The following is a 14,258-nucleotide window of genomic DNA, read 5'->3' as shown; positions in this document are numbered from 1 at the left end:
CGGCCGGAGGCCCCGCGATCGGGGCGGCAGGGCGCCTGGGTGAATCAACGCGAGCGATGACGCGGAATCGCGCCCTGGCGACGCGATCGCGACCGCGGGTTCTCGGGTAAGCACCGTGGACAAGATGTTCGACTTCGCCCTCACCGGCGAACTTCTCGGTCTCGACTTCGTGCAGACGGCGCTGCTCGCGGCCGCCGTCCTCGGGCTGGTGGCGGGCGTACTCGGCCCGCTGGTCGTCATGCGGCGGATGTCGTTCGCCGTGCACGGCACCGCCGAACTGGCCTTCACCGGCGCGGCGGGCGCGCTGCTGCTCGGCGTCGGCGTCGAACTCGGCGGCCTCGCGGGCGCGGTCATCGCGGCCCTGCTGATCGGGATCCTCGGCGGCCGCGAGTCCGAACGCGACTCGGTGATCGGCGTGATCCTCGCCTTCGGACTCGGCATGGGCGTCCTGCTGCTGTCGTTCTACGAAGGCCGCAGCGCCAACAAGTTCGGCATCCTCGTCGGGCAGATCATCACCATCGACTCCACCAACCTGAACCTGCTCGTCGGCGCGTCGGTCGTCGTCCTGGTGGTGCTCGCGGTGATCTACCGGCCGCTGCTGTTCGCCACGGTCGACCCCGCGGTCGCGACGGCGCGCGGCGTGCCGGTGAAGCTCCTGTCGCTGATCTTCGCGGTGCTGGTCGGGATTTCGAGCGCGCTCGGCGTCCAGATCGTCGGCGCGCTGCTGGTGGTCTCGCTCATGGTGACCCCGGCCGCGGCGGCCGCCCGGGTCACGGCGAGCCCGTGGAAGGCGACCGTGCTGTCGATCGTGTTCGCGGAGGTCGCCGCACTCGGCGGGATCATCCTTTCGCTCGCGCCCGGGAAGCCGGTGAGCGCGTTCGTCACGACGATCTCGTTCGTGATCTACCTGGTCTGCCGCCTCATCGCGTGGCTGCGCGACAGGAGCTCGCGGGTCCGCGTCGAACCGACGGCGGCGCCGCAGCCCGCCTTGCGCTAGCGGATCGGGTGCTCGGCGAGCGCCTTCTTGACCGCCGTGAGGAAACCGGGGTCGATGAACGCGAGCTGACCACCGGCCACACTGCGCTCGACGGCCTCCAGGACCACGACGTTCGCGTTCACGAAAGCGTCGACGGCCTCGGCCTGCGACGTCTTCTGCGTGAAGTGCGCCAGCATCGTCAGGTTCGTGAACGCGCCCGAGAGATACCGCGAAGACGCCTTCGTGAACGAGTCGCCGTAGATCAGGATCTTCTCGTCCACGGTCCCGATCAGCGGACTCGCGGTGCGGTAGACCGGCCTGTCGATGTCGCCGTTCGGCTCGCCCGCGCGCTCGACCAAGCCGTCCGGGCGGAGGCTGTAGAGCGTGTTCGTCTTCGTGCCCTGCTTGCTGATCAGCGGCGGCAGGTCGGCGACCGTGTCGTACTGGCCGACGGGAACGCTGACCCAGGTCTGCGTGACACCCGGTTTGATCGCGTTCGCGATGGCGCGCGTCATCACCAGCGCGCCCTCGTCGGCCCAGTGGGTGTCGTTCGGCGGGTAGACCGGCCGCTGCACCCGGCCCTCGGACGCGCGCAGCTCGGGCCGCAGGTCGATCGCGCGGGCGTCCTTGAGCATCCGGTGCCAGGTGGCCGCCTCGGCCGACTGCGAGCAGTCCTTGCCGGGGTAGGTGTCAGGCAGGAATTGCGGGACCATCGTCGACTTGTCCGGTGCGACGACGAGTTCGAACCGCCTCCCGGACTGTTCGACCGCGCGCCGCAGCTCGTTGATCTTGGCGATGGTCTCGGGCAGCGGACGGGACGGATCGCATTTCGCGTCGGCGTCGTAGCCGTAGTACAGCCAGCCGTCCCGGCCCTGCACGACGCGGCGATAGCCGGACGCGGCGTTCGGCGTCGGGCCCTGCGTGGGCGCGGTCTTGGACGGGGTGGGCGCGGGCGGCGCCGGGATCGGGCCCGCCTGCTGCTGCGGTGGCGGCTGGTCGAGCGGGGCGCCCTCGCCGAAGACCCCGCGGCTGATCGCGTCCGCGGCGGCGATCGCGCCCGGCCGGAACGACAGCTGGTCGATGGCCCAGGTCGGCAGGTCGGTGAAGAAGGCCCAGCCCTTGTCCAGACCGGGGAAGCTCGCGAGCTTGTGGTTCTCGATCTCGCCGGGCCGCACGCCGAACACCCACAGCAGGGCGGGGGTGGTGAAGAACAGAAGCGCGCTGATCAGCGCGGTCAGCTGCCTGCCACCGTGGCGGGGGCGGTGCAGCGCGTGCTCACGCGGAAGCCACGCCTCGTGGACGGCTGGCAGTTGCTGGGGTTCGGACGCCACCCCACCACCGTAATCACCCCGTGTCTCGCGCAGGTGAGAACCGCCCCCAAAGCGCGTTTAGCCCGCTAAACGCAGGTCGGCGGTCCCGGGTTGGTGTCCCCAATGTGGCATTGGAGACGCTCAGCGCCTCCAATGCCACATTGGGGGCACGCTTCTCCGCCGGGGCGCGCCCCGGCGGGCCGGGTCGCGTTTAGCGGGCTAAACGCGATCCGGCGTCAGTGGAGCATGAGCAGGACTTGGAGCTCCCCGACCAGGAAGCCGATGAGCCCGCCGACCGCGATGAGCTTCCACTCGTCCTGCCGGAACGCCGGCCGCAGCAGCCCCTCGAACTCCAGCGGCGTCAGCCCGAGCATCCGCCGCTCGACGATCTTCGCGACGTCCATCGCCTCGGTCAGGTAGCCCTCGGCATGGCGGATCGTCGGCGGCAGCCGCTCCAGCGCCTGCCGCGCGGCCGCCTGCTTGATCTCGCGCAGGCGTTGCCCGCCGACGGCCATCGCGACCATCGGTTTCGCGACACTCGCCTGCTCGTCGACGGCCTGCGCCACGAGCCGCTCGACCAGCGCGTACAGCCGGTCCGACCGCGGCCCGCGCAGGACGGCGTCGAGCAGGTTCGGCACGGTCAGGATCTCGTTCGCGATCATCTCGCCGTACTGACGCGCGACCTCGGCCCGCCGCCGCTGGAACTTGCCCTGCAGGATCACCCGGCCGACCCGCACCGGCTCGCGCGGCACGAAGATCAGCTTGATCGCCAGCCAGTCGGTGAACAACCCGATGCAGCCGCCGAAGATCGGCAGCACCCAAGGCTCCTTCGTCAGCGCCCACACGAACGCCTGCACGACACCGAGCCCGAAGCCGAAGTAGATCCCCGTGCGCGCGATGAACGCCATCTCCGGCCGTGACGTCTCGCGGATCAGCCGGACGAGCAGCTTCTTGTCCCTGGTGAGCCGCTGCACGGTCATGTGCTGGAAGTCGAGGACCTCGTCGAGGTTCTCGGTCATCTCCGCCATGAACTCGCGCACCAGCCGCGGCGTCGAGGCCTGGACCTGCTTGATCAGCAGCTCCTGCGCCATCGTCGGCATGACCTCCCAGAGCCTGGGATGGTGCTTCTCGAGCACTTCGCGGGCGACCTCGTCCACGGCCCGCAGCAGCGGTTGCTCGATTTCGCGTGTGATGATCGCCGGATCGATCCGCCGGAAGACCTCCTTGACGTCCAACAGGTTCGACGTCAGCAGCTCCGTCGCGACGGCGGCCATCCGCCCGCCGTGTTTGGGCACCACGCCCTGCCAGCCGAGGAACGGCTTGATCCCGACGAACTCCAGCGGTTTGAACATCATCTCGATGGCGACGCGTTTGGTGACGTAGCCGATCAGCGCGGCGATGAACGGGATCGCGGCGTACAGCCACCAGTGCCGGGCGAGGTCGTCCAGGACGGCGTCCACTCCGACCTCCTCGCTCGTGGGATGGGAAACGGTATCCGGTGCGCGTCAGTGAAGCAGCAGAAGCACCTGAAGTTCACCGACAAGGCCGCCGATCACCGCGCCGACCGCGATCAGCTTCCACTCGTCCTGCCGGAACGCCGGGCGTAGCAGCTGCTCGAATTCGAGCGGGTTCAGTTGCCGCATTCTGTCCACAATGGTGTTCCGGACGTCGAGCGCGTTGACCGCGTACCCCTCGGCGTGCCGGATCGTCTCCGGGATCCGTGCCGCGGCCTTCGCCGCCGCGGTCTGCTTCATCTCCTGGAACTTCCTGCTCCCGACGGCCATCGCGACGAACGGCTTCACGACGCTCGCCTGCGTGTCGATGGTCCGCTGCACCTCGCGGGTGATCATCGTGAACAGCTTGTCCGACTTCGGCCCGCTCAACACGGCTTCGAGCAGGTTCGGGATGGTGATGATCTCGCGCGCGATCATGTCGCCGTAGTCCGCGGCCACCTGGTCCTTGCGTTTCTGGAACACGCCTTGCCAGGTGTAGAAGCCGAAGAACCGCTTCGGCTCACGCGGCAGGAAGATCATCTTCAGGGCGATCCAGTCGGTGAACCAGCCGATGCCGACACCGAACAGCGGCAGCACGATCGGCGACTTCGTCAGCGCCCACACGAGCAGCTGCACACAGCCGAGGGAGAAGCCGAACACGATCCCCGACCGCGCGATGAACCGCATCTCCGGCCGCGAGATGTCGCGGATCAGCCGGTTCAGCAAGGCCTTGTCGCGCACCAGGTTCGTCACGACCATGTGCTTGAGGTCGAGGACGTCCTCGATGTTCTCCGCGATCTCCCGCATGATCTTTTCGATCGCGCGCGGCGCCTCGGCCTGCACGCGTTTCAGCAGCATCTGCTGGGCGGTGTTCGGCAGCACTTCCCAGAGTCTGGGCTGGTACTGCTCCATCACCTCGCGCGTGACGTCCTCGACGATCCGCAGAAGCGGCTGTTCGATCTCCTTCGCCACCTGCGCCGGATCGAGCCTGGCGAAGATCTCCTTCGGGTCCACGAGGTTGTTCGTCAGCATCTCGGTGGCGGTGGAGGCCATCCGCTCGGCGTTCGCCGGCAGCACGCCCTGCCAGCCGAGGAACGGCTTGACGCCGACGAATTCCACCGGTTTGAACATCATCTCGATGGCGACGCGTTTGGTGACGTACCCGATCAGCGCCGCGATGAACGGCATGGTGACGTACACCGGCCAGTGCTCGCCGAGGTCGGCGATGACGGCGTCCACTCGAAGCCCCTCCCGCGTCGCGCTTGAGGGGAACCTAGCCGCCTGTCCTCAGTGGAGGAGTAGCAGGACCTGAAGTTCACCCACGAGCCCGCCGATCACCGCGCCGACCGCGATCAGCTTCCATTCGTCCTGCTGGAAGGCGGGTCGCAGGATCCCTTCGAACTCGAGCGGGGTCAGCTGCTGCATCTTCACGACGATCGTGTTGCGGACGTCGAGCGCGTCAGTGGCGTAACTCTCCACGTGTTTCACCGTTTCGGGGAGGTACGCGATCGCCTTCTCCGCCGCGGCCTTCTTCATCTCCTGGTACTGCACGCCGCCGACGGTCAGTGCCACCAACGGTTTCGCGATGCTCGCCTGCGCGTCGATGGTCCGCTGCACCTCGCGCGTGATCATCGAGAACAGCTTGTCCGACTTCGGCCCGGTGAGCACGGCCTCCATCACGTTCCGCACGGTGAGGACCTCGTCCGCGATCAGCGCGCCGTAGTCGCGAGCGACCGCCTGGCGGCGTTTCTGGAACATGCCCTGCCAGCTGAAGAACAGGAACCGGCGCGGCTCACGCGGGTAGAAGATCATTTTCAGGGCCAGCCAGTCCGTGACGAACCCGGTGACGAACCCGAAGATCGGCATGATCAAGGGCTGTTTCGTCAGCGCCCACGCGACGAACTGGATCAGGCCGATGACGAAGCCGAAGTAGATCCCGGACCGGGCGATGAAGCGGAGTTCCGGGGTAGCGACCTCCTTGATCAGGCGGCAGGTCAGCGATTTGTCCCGGACCATCGCGTTGATCAGCATCTCGTTGACGTCGAGGACCTCGTCGATGTTCGTCGACACCTCGCGCATCAGCCGCGCGACGACCTTCGGCGCCTGCGCCCGGACCTGGTCGACCAGCATCCGCTGCGCCCGCGTCGGCAGCAGTTCCCACAACCTGGGCTGGTACTGCTCCATCACCTCGCGGGTCACGTCCTCGACGGCCTTGAGAAGCGGCTCCTCCAGCTCCTTGACCACCTCGTCGGGATCGAGCCGGGAGAAGATCTCCTGCGGATCGACGAGGTTCTTGGTCAGCAGGTCGACGGCGGTGGTCGCCATCCGGCGCGTGTTGGCCGGGATGACCCCCTGCCAGCCGAGGAACGGCTTGATCCCGACGAACTCCAGCGGCCGGAACATCATCTCGATGGCGACGCGTTTCGTGATGTAGCCGATGAGCGCGGCGATGAAGGGCATCGTGGCGTAGACGTGCCAGTGCTCCCTGATGTCGTCGAGGATCGCCGAAATGTTCAACCGGGCCTCCCCCTGCTTACGACCTGTCAACAATGGAGGATGCCATGTGATCGGCCCGTCGCGGACCGAGTGCAGCCGTTTGGCGGTACTACCCGACGGGCCCAGGCTCATTAAGGTGTCCGCCATGGTCGCTCCTGAGAAGACGGCGCCTCAGGCGCCCTCAGCGAAATCGCCCCAGTTCGCGGGCGCCGTCCGCGGATACGACAAGCGTCAGGTCGACGAGCGGCTCGCCGAACTGTCGACCGAACTCAAGAAGACCTCGCGCAACCGCGACGAGGCCGTGGCGACCGCCGGTGAACTCACCAAGGCGCTCGGGCACGCCCAGAAGGAACTGGACGAGACCAAGGCCGCCCTCGTGCGGATGAGCGCGAGCCCGTCCGGCGCCGGCGCGATGGCCGAACGCGTCCGCATGATGATGCAGCTCGCCGAGGAGGAGATCGCCGACCTCAAGGCCGCGGCGGAGGCCGACGCCAAGTCGACCCGCGCCGAAGCGGACCGGTACGCCCACGAGACGCAGCGCGCGAGCGACAAGGCGGCGAAGGACGCGCAGGCCGAGCGAGAGAAGCTGCTGGCGGACGCCAAGGCCGAGATCGAGCGGCTGAACTCCGAGGCGGCGCAGAAGCGCAAGGAACTGGACATGGAGAGCGTCCGGACTCGCGCCGCCGCGGACAAGAAGGCCGAGGAGGCTTCGGCGGCTCGTCGCGCCGAGGCGGAGAAGGCGTCCGCGGACAAGATCGCGGAAGCCGACCGGGTGTCGGCGGGCAAGCGCTCCGAAGCCGAGCGGATCTCGGCGGAGGACATCGCCGCGAAGCAGGAGCAGGTCGCGGAGGCCCTCACCGACGCGAAGACCCAGCAGTCCGAGGCTCAGCAGGCTCGGAAGCTCGCGCTGGAACTCCGGTCCAAGGTCGCCGAACGGCTTTCCGCCACGGACGTCGCCGTCCAGGAGGCCATCAAGCTGCTGGCTCCCGCTCCCGACGCCGCCGCCGGCTCTCCCAAGGCCGAAGCACCCAAAGAAGCGGCGCCGAAGCCGAGTCCCGCCAAGACCAACGGCCCCCGCCCTGATCGCGCGACGCCGTAGGACGGTCACCCTGGTCGTGAGTGGCGATTCGTGTTCTAACCCGAATCGCCACTCACGACCAGCTGTACCGACGCCTCAACCGCGACGATGATCCTGGCCGAGGAACGCGCGGCGGTCTGCGAATTCGCCCGCCGGATGACCACCGACGGGCTCGTGGTCGGTACGTCCGGCAACGTCTCCGCGAGGCAGGGCGAGCTGGTCGCGGTGACCCCGACCGGGGTCGACTACGCCGGGCTGCGGCCGGAAGACATCCCGGTGGTGGGCCTCGACGGCGAAATCGTCGACGGCGCCCTCGAACCCACCAGCGAACTCCCGATGCATCTCACGGTGTACCGGGAGGCGGCGGATCCGGACGGCAAGGCGATCTCAGCCGTGGTGCACACGCACTCCGTGCACGCCACGGCCGTCTCCACCCTCGTCACCGAGGTGCCGCCGATCCACTACATGCTCGCCGCGATCGGCCCGACGGCCCGCGTCGCGTCCTACGCGACGTACGGCACCGAGGAACTCGCCAAAGCCATGTTGGAGGCTCTGGAAGGCCGCCGGGGGTGCATCCTGGCCAATCACGGCACCACGACCTTCGGCGACAGTCTCGGCTCCGCGTACAGCCGGGCGCAGCAGCTCGAATGGGTCTGCCAGGTCTGGCTGACGGCGCGGGCGGCGGGAACACCGAATCTGCTCCCGCCCGCCGAGATCGACCACGTCGTGGAGAAACTCCGCGGCTACGGGCAACGCTAGGCCCGCGTCCTAAGAAGCCGCGGGCTCGGCCTCGTAGTCCACGGCGTGCACCGCGTCGAGGAGTTCGACGACCGTCGGATCGTCGACGGCTTCCTTGATGCACTGCCACAACTGGAGATTCGCCAACGCCCATCGGGAGTAGCTCTCCGCGGCCTTGGGGTTGTAGAAGTAATAGCCGCTGTCGTGGACGTCGCGTTGCTCGCCGACGATCTTGTCCGCCAGTTCGCGGAGGCTCAACCCGTTCTCCCGCAGATAACGGTGGGCGAGCACGACGGGCGTCACCGGCAGTGCCTTGAACAGCGTGTCGGCGTCGCTCAACGCTTGGGCCTCGAGCGAGATGTGCCGCCCTCTGGTGGCCATCTCGGCCTCGTCGATGATCTCGTCGATCCACCGGGCCACGGTGTCCTCGACACCGCACTCCCGCAGGATGCCCAACCGGAGATCTCGCCCGGCGGCCGCGGGGGAGTTCCGGAGCACGATGTAGTTCACGTCGTGCACCAGCGCCGCCACCTCGACGACGGTGCGATCCGCACCGTTGTGCTCGGCGAATCCCGCGGCCTTGGCCCGGACGAAACTCACGTGATGCCAGCCGTGGAACTGCAGTTTGTCCGCATAGCGCCAGCACAGTTGCCGGACGCGATGTTCGACGGCGTCGATGGTCTGGGAAGAAATCGTGTTCTTTCGCGCGCGCATACACCTCTCCGATCCCGTTTACAGACGGGTGGAGTAATGGTATGCGCCTTCGACGGCGGTGTGTAGTTAGATGCGCCCGGCCAGGTCCCCCAATCGGACCTCCACCGGAACGTGACGATGCCCGATTCCGGTCTTCGGGTCATAGGAGAGACTGGAATCGCTTACCGGGCGTGACTTCACCAAAAACGTCATAGTCCCTTCGGTGGCTTCGGGAATCCGATGGAACTCGTCCGCGTACATGACGCCTACCGCCCCCGCCTGACACAGTGTGCTACGTCGTAACCGAACCGATGTGATCAATCCGGAAAGCTGGTCGCGCAGGGTCGAGTACCGCTCGTGGACATAGTTGCCACGGAGGAGCGTGGTGCAGAAGTGATATCTGTGATTGTGCACGGAATCGGCGTAGCCCTCACGCCAGTCCTCCGGTGCCTTGTACTCGTGGAGCCAGATCGAAAACGGATCCGTCGGGGAGTCGAGCAGGCACCAGGCGAAATGGGTGGTCGTCTCACGGGATCGGCAGAGAACCGCGCTCGCCTCGTCCGGACTCAGCGAGTCCAGGTGCCGCCGGAGATCGGTGCGCAGGTCCGGTCTCGACGTCCAGTCCCGGAAGATCTCGTCGACGACTTGCCAATGCTGTGCCAGCGGCAGATCCGTCGTGCGGAGCAGCGCGGCCAGCTGGGTGAGGGGGGACAAGCGAGTGAGCAACTCAAGCTCCTCAGTTCTAGTGCTCTTCGGCGCCGAGAAATCAGGGGTTCAGCTCGGCGAGTGTGGTGAACTCCTTCCGGAAGGCGTGGAATTTCCCTTCCAGTTCGAGGAAGTTCTCTTCGGACAGGGGAGAACCGGTGATCTTTTCGTACAGGGCGAGGAAATCCGCCCTCGTCGTCGTGGTGGAGATACGGAAGTGGCGTCCGGAACGGGATTGGGAAACACGCAGGAACTCGGAGCGTTCCTTGTTGTACAGAAAGGAACCCTCGCTGAACCGCAGCGTGCGCGGATACAGCGTGGTCGCGCCGCGGATGTCGCTGTACAAGGTCACCCAAACGCTCTCGTCGAAGACTTCGAGCCGGTCCAGCGGCGGGTCGGCGACGACGGTGATGTCCACCAGTGAGCACCGGCTGCGGGCCAGGAACAGCCCGACCAGGCCGATACTGATCTCGTCGTCGAGACGTTTCTGGATCGTCTCGTAGTCCATGCCCGCTTCTTCGCTGCGCAGGAGATACCGCGCCCTGCCGCTGATGGCGCCCTCGTCGCGCGGGTCGGCGATGACCACGCGCAGCTCCCTTTCGGTGCGGGACAACAGCAATCGGGCCGCGGCGTGCCTGCCGGAGAACCCGCGGAAGAAGTAGTGCCGGGCCACGTCTAGGTCTTCGGTCATGACCCGGTTGAACAACGGATCCGGATCGGCCGTCGCCTCGAAGACGTGGGTGGGGAAGAATTCCTTGTTGAGCGAACGGTATTCGGCGCTGAGCGCTTCCAGCGCGCGCCGGCTTTCCTCGATCACCGGGGTCACCATCGCGCGCTGTGACGCGGCGGCGGTGATCAGGGTCTGGCCGAAGCCGACCACCGCGGAGATCAGGGTGCCGGTGCCCAGTGAAGTGAGCAGCGTTTTACCGGCGCCGGGATCCATCATGCTGGAGATCCACAGGCTGAGGCCCGCGATGACGACCAGTACCGTGAGCAGCAGGCTCGTCCTGGTCCAGAAGATCTCTTGCAATGGGGTACGGCGGAGCCGGTCGGCTTCCGCGGGCACGGGGGTCACCTCCTTGATCCGCACCCGAACGGACGAACGCATTGCGTATCTGTTCGAGTGCGGGGAGTTACTCTACGCGCCTCGTGACCATGCCGAAATAAGAAATTCGGGGGAAAGATACCAACAGCGAATGTAACGCACGGCTATACCTTATTCGCTGCCGGGGTTTCGTCGAAACGCGGAAAAACCGCTCACGGAGCGTGGGGAAGGATGCCTTCGTACCAAGCGGGTCCGGGCTTCGCGGACGACAATGTTTCGACAACGGCCGAAGACGGAGTGGCGTACACCGTGGGGAAGTCGATCTCGCCCCTGGTGGGATCCAGCTTCCACGCGAGCCGCTCCACTTCCGGGGAATCTGTTCGTAAGAAAGGAAAGTGGGCGTCCGCACCGTTTTTGTTGCCCCTCGGATCGAGCCGGATCCACCGGTCCGGGCCGGTGAGATACACGGCGTTGAGCCCGTGCAGCACGCCGATCCGCTGATAGCAGAACCCGGCCGGGATGCCTTGGCTGCGAAGCAAAGCGGCCAGCAAGTGGGCCTTCGCGTAGCAGAGGCCGACCCGTTCGCGCAGAACCTCGGAGGCCATAAGAGTGACGCGGGAATCGGCTGCGTCCACCGTATGGGCGATCTCGTCGCGCACGTAGTGAAACATCGAACGAATCACGTCGGCTTCGGTGCCGCCGGTCGGTGACAGCGCGTCAGCCGTTTCGCGGATCAGCGGATGATCGTGATCGATGACCGCGTCCGCGACGAGATAATCTTCGAGCCGCTCGGATTCGATCTTCAAAGTGATTTTCACGCGGCCCCGTTCAGTACTGTGTCGACGGCTTCTTCGAGAAATTTCGGACCGGCTTCGCCGCCGCGCAACAACAGCCGGAACCAGATCGCCCCCGCGAGCAGATCCATCACGACGACAGGATCGGCGCCGGACCTCAATTCGCCCCTCGCGGTGGCGCGTTCGAAGATCGGCTCTTCGCGCGCCATGCGGTCGGCGAAGAAACTTCGCGACACTTCGCCCAGTTCCGGGCGGCGCGGACCCGCCGTCAGCGTCGCCGTGACGACCGGCGCGGTGTGCTCCGAAGTCAGCAGCCGGTGGATTTGCGTCGCCACGGCGAGGAGATCGCCGCGGAGGCTGCCGGTGTCCGGGATGTCGACGGCGAACAGTCCCGAATCGCGCAGCGCCGCGGCCAGGAGCGCGTCCTTCGACGGCCACCACCGGTACAGCGTCGTCTTGTTGACGCCGGACCGGGCGGCGACGGCCTCGATGGCGAGCTTCTCGTAACCGTGCTCAGCCAGGAGTTCGAGGGTGGCGGCGAAGATCGCCTCGGCCTTGCGGGGGCCGCTTTGGATGCTCACCGGAGCACAATACAACGCACCGTTGCGTTGCATGGCGATCGCCAGTACTTTGCAACGCAACGGTGCGTTGCATTCAGGAGGCAAACCATGGTCCCCGTCGTCTTCGTCCACGGCATCCGGCTCAGCGGTGCCGCGTGGGCCGGGCAGCTCGAACACTCCGGTGCTTCCGCGCGAGCGATCGACCTGCCCGGGCACGGAACCCGTCGAGGTGAGCGGTTCACCCTGGCCGGCGCGGTGGACGCCGTCGTCGGCGGGATCGAGGAGCCCGCTCTGGTCGTCGGACACTCGCTGGGCGGCTACGTCGCCATCGCCGCGGCCGCGAGGCATCCGGACCGGGTCGCGCGCCTCGTCGTCGCGGATTCGACCTACCTGCCCGGCAGGACGCTGGAGGCGCCCTTCCGCATCGCGCACCGCCTGCTCATGCGGCTCCCGGACCGGGGAGAAGGACTCAGCCGGCGGCAGTTCCGGAGTGCGCTGCCACCGAAGCTCGCCGAGGCCGTGATCGGCGGCGGCATCGCGACCGAGGTGATCCCGGACGTCGCCAAGGCCTTCGCCGACTTCGACGTGCTCGCGGAACTCGCGTCCTACCCGGGGCCGACCTGGCTGATCAACGGCTCCCGCGACCACTTCCGCCGCCACGAGCGCCGCTTCCTCGACGCCTGCGCCGACGGCAGGCTGATCACCGTCCCGAAGGCGGGGCACTACCTGCCGATGGCGCGCGGCGAGGAGTTCTCCCGGCTGGTGCTCGACGCGGCCCGCGGCCTGCCGTCCGTTAAATCAGGGGCGCCCGGCTGCGCCCCTCGCTAGGATGATCACCATGTGTTCCGTCATCCACACCTGGCAGGCCATGCGCCTCCGGTCGACGCGCTGACCCTGGTTCCGGCCCTCGCCGACGCCAAGGTCCACGTCCACCGTTCGCCAAGGGATGACAAGGATCTTCACCATGCGCGCATCTTCGCGCCCCATTTTCGTCTTCGTTCACGGCGGCTCCAGTAACGCGCGGGCCTGGGGCCCGTTGCAGAACGAACTGGCTCTGCTCGGCTACCGTTCGCACGCCGTCGACCTACCCGGTCACGGCGACCGTGCGGACAGCCCGGCCGCTTACTATCGGCAACCCCAGGACCTCGCGGCGCTGGCGGCCGCTCCTTCTCCGCTGCGCGGAATCACGTTGCAGGACAACGTGAAGCACGTCGTGGACACCCTGCGAGGGCTCGACGGCGGGGCACCGGTCGTCCTGGTCGGCAACAGCCTCGGAGGGCTGACGATCAGCGCCGTCGCCAACGCCGCGCCGGAACTGCTCGACCGTGTCGTCTACCTCTCCGCGCTCTGCCTCGGCGACCCGGCCATGCTCACCGAGCCGTGGGACGTGGTCGACGACAACCTGCTGGACGCCCTGGCGGCGCGGATCACCGTGCCGGACGTGGACGAACCCGGTGTGGCCCGGCTGAACTGGCGTAGCGCCCACGGCGACCCGGCGTTGTTCGCCGAGTTGAAGGCCGCCATCATGGCCGACTCCACCGACCACCAGTTCCGGCTGTTGCTGGACTCTCTGGACCCGGACGAGAGCTACGCGGTGCTCGAACCGGGGGCGTTGGTCCAGGCCGACGGATGGGGGCGGGTCCCGCACACCTACGTCCGTCTCGCTTCGGATCTCAGCATCACCCCGGCGGTCCAGGACTACATGATCCGCAAGGCCGACGAACTGACTCCGCACAACCCGTTCGAGGTGCACACCCTGGCCTCGTCGCACGTCGGCTACTTCAGCCGGCCACGGGTCTTCGCCGACCTGCTGACCGCTCTCGGCTGATCCAGTGCCCCGGGAATCCCCGCCACCGACCGGCGGCGGGGATTCCCGGGGCTACGTCAGGCCGTGGCCCGAAGCCTGGTGATCTCCTGTGCCAGCGCCTCACGCAGTGAGTCGTGTCGAGGGCCCAACGCATGTTCCGCGGTCCGCCAGCGATCCGCCGGGTAGAGCCAGACCGGCCGCCCGACGAGGTCCGCCGGTTCCCAGTCGTAGCGCGGCCAGACGTGTGCGTGCAGGATCGGGTCCGTGTTCCCGAGGATCTCCAAGTTGACGCGACGGAAGCCAGGGTCCCGTCGGGCACAGACGTTCTCGACGGCTTCGCCGAGTACCTCCATGTCGGACAGGAACTCCAGCCGCCGCGTCCTCGGCAGATCGGTCAGCCTGCCGACGGTGGGGGAATCCGTCAGCAGGACGCAGTAGCCCGGCAGGAACTGCGTATCGCCGATCACCGCGAATCCCGCGTCCAGCCGTCGCAGCACCGTCGGGTTCTCGCCACGCAGTGCCGAGCCGACCCGATCCCGTTTCCAGTCGCCGGTCATGAGTCA

15 protein-coding genes are annotated in these 14,258 nt (G+C 67.2%); 5 read left to right on the top strand and 10 right to left on the bottom strand.

The window, feature by feature from the left end; all coding sequences use genetic code 11:
* Positions 1-115 precede the first annotated feature (115 nt).
* Complete coding sequence (locus ACLJRM_RS37775; RefSeq protein ID WP_410665793.1) at positions 116-997, top strand: metal ABC transporter permease; 882 nt, start codon at positions 116-118, stop codon at positions 995-997.
* Here ACLJRM_RS37775 and ACLJRM_RS37770 read toward each other — a convergent pair.
* The 4 genes from ACLJRM_RS37770 to ACLJRM_RS37755 form a co-directional block, all read right to left on the bottom strand.
* On the bottom strand, positions 994-2,307 hold the full coding sequence (locus ACLJRM_RS37770; protein ID WP_410665792.1) for an alginate O-acetyltransferase AlgX-related protein: 1,314 nt from the start codon (positions 2,305-2,307) through the stop codon (positions 994-996). The two genes, ACLJRM_RS37775 and ACLJRM_RS37770, sit on opposite strands and share 4 nt — an antisense overlap.
* Before the next feature lie 215 nt (positions 2,308-2,522).
* Positions 2,523-3,746 (bottom strand): DUF445 domain-containing protein, encoded by a 1,224-nt coding sequence (locus tag ACLJRM_RS37765; RefSeq protein WP_101611033.1) that lies wholly within the window; start codon positions 3,744-3,746, stop codon positions 2,523-2,525.
* Between the two features lie 45 nt (positions 3,747-3,791).
* Entirely contained in the window at positions 3,792-5,018 is a 1,227-nt protein-coding gene (locus tag ACLJRM_RS37760) for a DUF445 domain-containing protein (RefSeq protein ID WP_101611032.1), read from the bottom strand.
* A gap of 48 nt (positions 5,019-5,066) precedes the next feature.
* Positions 5,067-6,296, bottom strand: a complete 1,230-nt coding sequence (locus ACLJRM_RS37755; RefSeq protein WP_410665791.1) for a DUF445 domain-containing protein — start codon at positions 6,294-6,296, stop codon at positions 5,067-5,069.
* A gap of 124 nt (positions 6,297-6,420) precedes the next feature.
* Here ACLJRM_RS37755 and ACLJRM_RS37750 point away from each other — a divergent pair, with 124 nt between their 5' ends.
* Together ACLJRM_RS37750 and ACLJRM_RS37745 are read left to right on the top strand one after the other, a co-directional pair.
* Positions 6,421-7,374, top strand: a complete 954-nt coding sequence (locus tag ACLJRM_RS37750; protein WP_410665790.1) for a hypothetical protein — start codon at positions 6,421-6,423, stop codon at positions 7,372-7,374.
* Positions 7,375-7,461: 87 nt separating this feature from the next.
* A complete protein-coding gene (locus ACLJRM_RS37745; RefSeq protein WP_410665789.1) occupies positions 7,462-8,112 on the top strand; it encodes a class II aldolase/adducin family protein in 651 nt (216 codons plus the stop codon).
* A gap of 9 nt (positions 8,113-8,121) precedes the next feature.
* Here ACLJRM_RS37745 and ACLJRM_RS37740 read toward each other — a convergent pair whose 3' ends face one another.
* The 5 genes from ACLJRM_RS37740 to ACLJRM_RS37720 all read right to left on the bottom strand — a co-directional run bounded on the left by ACLJRM_RS37740 (position 8,122) and on the right by ACLJRM_RS37720 (position 11,909).
* The gene (locus ACLJRM_RS37740) at positions 8,122-8,805 is read right to left on the bottom strand and encodes an HD domain-containing protein (RefSeq protein WP_101611028.1); all 684 of its coding nucleotides are present in this window, start codon (positions 8,803-8,805) and stop codon (positions 8,122-8,124) included.
* Positions 8,806-8,871: 66 nt separating this feature from the next.
* A complete protein-coding gene (locus ACLJRM_RS37735) occupies positions 8,872-9,510 on the bottom strand; it encodes a hypothetical protein (protein ID WP_101611027.1) in 639 nt (212 codons plus the stop codon).
* A gap of 40 nt (positions 9,511-9,550) precedes the next feature.
* A complete protein-coding gene (locus ACLJRM_RS37730; protein WP_174720473.1) occupies positions 9,551-10,597 on the bottom strand; it encodes a hypothetical protein in 1,047 nt (348 codons plus the stop codon).
* Positions 10,598-10,746: 149 nt separating this feature from the next.
* Positions 10,747-11,352 carry a transglutaminase-like domain-containing protein gene (locus ACLJRM_RS37725; protein WP_101611026.1) on the bottom strand — a complete coding sequence of 202 codons (606 nt, stop codon included), beginning with the start codon at positions 11,350-11,352 and terminating at the stop codon, positions 10,747-10,749.
* A complete protein-coding gene (locus tag ACLJRM_RS37720) occupies positions 11,349-11,909 on the bottom strand; it encodes a TetR/AcrR family transcriptional regulator (RefSeq protein WP_101611025.1) in 561 nt (186 codons plus the stop codon). Before ACLJRM_RS37720 ends, ACLJRM_RS37725 begins: the two co-directional genes overlap by 4 nt.
* Positions 11,910-11,996: 87 nt before the next feature.
* Here ACLJRM_RS37720 and ACLJRM_RS37715 point away from each other — a divergent pair, with 87 nt between their 5' ends.
* Positions 11,997-12,716: an alpha/beta fold hydrolase gene (locus ACLJRM_RS37715; protein ID WP_410665788.1), complete on the top strand. Its 720-nt coding sequence runs from the start codon at positions 11,997-11,999 to the stop codon at positions 12,714-12,716.
* A 136-nt stretch (positions 12,717-12,852) separates the two neighbouring features.
* On the top strand, positions 12,853-13,716 hold the full coding sequence (locus ACLJRM_RS37710; protein WP_410665787.1) for an alpha/beta hydrolase: 864 nt from the start codon (positions 12,853-12,855) through the stop codon (positions 13,714-13,716).
* A gap of 56 nt (positions 13,717-13,772) precedes the next feature.
* Here the strand turns inward: ACLJRM_RS37710 and ACLJRM_RS37705 are convergent, their stop codons facing one another.
* Positions 13,773-14,252, bottom strand: coding sequence for an HIT family protein (locus ACLJRM_RS37705; RefSeq protein WP_410665786.1), 480 nt, complete (start codon positions 14,250-14,252; stop codon positions 13,773-13,775).
* Between the last annotated feature and the right edge of the window lie 6 nt (positions 14,253-14,258).

The organism is Amycolatopsis sp. lyj-84, assembly GCF_046549075.1.
Taxonomy (GTDB): Bacteria; Actinomycetota; Actinomycetes; order Mycobacteriales; family Pseudonocardiaceae; genus Amycolatopsis.
This window is presented reverse-complemented; position numbering and strand designations above follow the sequence as displayed.

Excerpts from the sequence above, each read along its gene's own strand:
- ACLJRM_RS37750 (WP_410665790.1), top strand. The coding sequence starts at position 6,421 with ATGGTCGCTCCTGAGAAGACGGCGCCTCAGGCGCCCTCAGCGAAATCG.
- ACLJRM_RS37745 (WP_410665789.1), top strand. The coding sequence starts at position 7,462 with ATGATCCTGGCCGAGGAACGCGCGGCGGTCTGCGAATTCGCCCGCCGG.
- ACLJRM_RS37740 (WP_101611028.1), bottom strand. The coding sequence starts at position 8,805 with ATGCGCGCGCGAAAGAACACGATTTCTTCCCAGACCATCGACGCCGTC.
- ACLJRM_RS37730 (WP_174720473.1), bottom strand. The coding sequence starts at position 10,597 with ATGCGTTCGTCCGTTCGGGTGCGGATCAAGGAGGTGACCCCCGTGCCC.
- ACLJRM_RS37715 (WP_410665788.1), top strand. The coding sequence starts at position 11,997 with ATGGTCCCCGTCGTCTTCGTCCACGGCATCCGGCTCAGCGGTGCCGCG.
- ACLJRM_RS37710 (WP_410665787.1), top strand. The coding sequence starts at position 12,853 with ATGCGCGCATCTTCGCGCCCCATTTTCGTCTTCGTTCACGGCGGCTCC.
- ACLJRM_RS37705 (WP_410665786.1), bottom strand. The coding sequence starts at position 14,252 with ATGACCGGCGACTGGAAACGGGATCGGGTCGGCTCGGCACTGCGTGGC.